This is a genomic window from Bradyrhizobium sp. Leo170 (genome assembly GCF_004296405.1).
GTDB lineage: Bacteria > Pseudomonadota > Alphaproteobacteria > Rhizobiales > Xanthobacteraceae > Bradyrhizobium.
Map to the genome: position 1 here is coordinate 1 of NZ_PSRR01000649.1, position 2023 is coordinate 2023.

1 protein-coding gene and 2 pseudogenes are annotated in these 2023 nt (G+C 62.0%); 1 reads left to right on the forward strand and 2 read right to left on the reverse strand.

Going from position 1 to position 2023, the window contains the following annotated elements; genetic code table 11:
* Positions 1-105 (forward strand): annotated as a pseudogene (locus CWO89_RS43600) (peroxiredoxin); the annotation flags it as partial.
* A 123-nt stretch (positions 106-228) separates the two neighbouring features.
* Here CWO89_RS43600 and CWO89_RS46645 read toward each other — a convergent pair.
* On the reverse strand, positions 229-381 hold the full coding sequence (locus CWO89_RS46645) for a hypothetical protein (protein WP_165421597.1): 153 nt from the start codon (positions 379-381) through the stop codon (positions 229-231).
* Between the two features lie 614 nt (positions 382-995).
* Positions 996-1928: pseudogene (locus tag CWO89_RS43605) on the reverse strand (transposase).
* Positions 1929-2023 lie beyond the last annotated feature (95 nt).

Genomic DNA, 2023 nt, shown 5'->3' on the forward strand with positions numbered 1-2023 from the left:
GACGGAAACCCGAAGGACACGCTGCGCGTGTTGGATGCTCTGCAGACCGACGAGCTCTGCCCCTGCAACCGCGAGATCGGCGGCGAAACGCTGAAGGTTGCTTGAGGCATGTTGCTGGAGGCATCATGTCGATTGAGCAATTGAAGAACCAATCCCCGATTTCAAGGACGTCAGACTCAACTTTGCGCGATGATGTGCGCGGACCTGACACGAGCGAGCACGCGGATCCTACATACGGCGATCGAGGGCGGCGGCCGGAGTTTCGCAAATCGGATCGTCGGACGGCTGCGCTCCAGTCAGCAGGCGCCGGCCACAGCGCGCGGCCTCGGTTTGAGGCTGCAACGACTGCTCCTCGGCCCAGTCGAACACCACAATGCTCAATGCGCCACTCCCCGCCGCGCTTGTCGAACAGGCCGCAACAGCGTCGACCGATCGGAACTGCCGCACGCGCCCATCCTTGCCGCCGCGCTGCATGACAAGGAAGCACGTCGCACAGCGCTCCGCGTCGGGCCGACGAGTTCTATCAATAATTGGCCGAACTGGTGGATATTGCGGGCGCGGCTTTTGAGCACTTCTCGCGCCGGGAGGCGGGAGCCCTCCGCAGGCCCGGAATAGATGCCATGCCGATCTATTGGGTGGGGTCAATAGGAGCGGCGCAGCATGGCCTTGCTGGCCCGGGCCATGCAGCGGCAGTACCGATAGATGCAGTTGCGGATCGCGACCCGGTCCAAAGGTTCCATTAGGATCGCTTCATTCAATCACCAACTATATCCCGTCTCTGTAGCTAACACTCCCGTCGGAAAACACTGGCGAGAATGCCCCCTCTAGGAAGGCATGGCGTAAAAGCGAGTTCTGTGCGTCAAGTTCAGCAAAATTGATCATGGGGTCCGGCCAAGCCATCCCCTCGGAGCCGCCGTCGCTCGCCCAAAGCGCAGCGCTGGCGAGCGACGGCGGCGGAGAGGGGTGGCCCATCCCCTTGGTGGGCCTGAGCATCGTCAGGCCGCCCGGCGTAGTGTCTCCTTCTTGTGCTCCTTCAAGAGATCCATGTTCAGATAGCGATGGTCCTCGAGCCAGGCTTCGTGGCGCTCGACGGTCAGCGCCCGCACCAGCCTTAGGCAGCTCTCGGCATTGGGGAAGATTCGCACCACGTAGGTGCGCCGCCGGATCTCCTCGTTGAGGCGCTCCAGCATGTTGGTCGACTTCATGTGCTTGCGGTGCATCAGTGGCAGACGGCAGTAGGCGAGCGTCTCCTCGATGTTGTCCTCCACCCAGCCGGTGAGCTTGGGGTATTTGCCGCCCCATTTGGCAAGCCATGCCGCCAGATCGCGCCGCACCTCGCCAAGATCGCGCCGGTCGTACATCCAGCGGAGCTCGAGCAGGCAATCGTCGTCGACCTCTCGCAATGATGCCGTCCTCGCGCACCCGCTCATAGCGCGCATCCAGGATCAGATAGGGGAATGGCTCCTTGAGCTTGCGCTCGCAAAACGCCTTCAGCGACGCATCCAGCCGTTTGTTGATGGCGCTGATCGCCGAGGCCGAGAACGCATGCCCACAAGTTCTTCGGTGACTTGCTTGACCTTCCGCGTCGAGACGCCTTGCACGTACATCTCGGCCAAGGCCGCTACCAGCGCCTTCTCCGAGCGCTGGTAGCGCTCGAACAGCTCGGTCGAGAACCGCCCCTGACGGTCCTGCGGCACCTTCAGCTCGATCTTGCCGACCCGGGTGATCAGCGAGCGGGGATAGTAGCCGGAGCGATAGCCAAGCCGTCCCTCGCCGCGCTCTCCTTTCTCCGCACCCAGCGTCTCCGTCATCTCGGCTTCGAGAATTTCCTGCACCGCACCCTGGATCAGCGGCTTCAGGAACTCCTTGTCCGACCTCAACAACTCTTTGACTGCAGAGACGTCCGTCCTAATCTTCGTCACGGTCATGGCGGGTCCAAGCTCCTCTATGAGCGGTGATCTTCGCAATCACCGGACTTACCATGACCGCTCCAGCCTCTCAGGCTTTTGCAGAACCTTCCGCA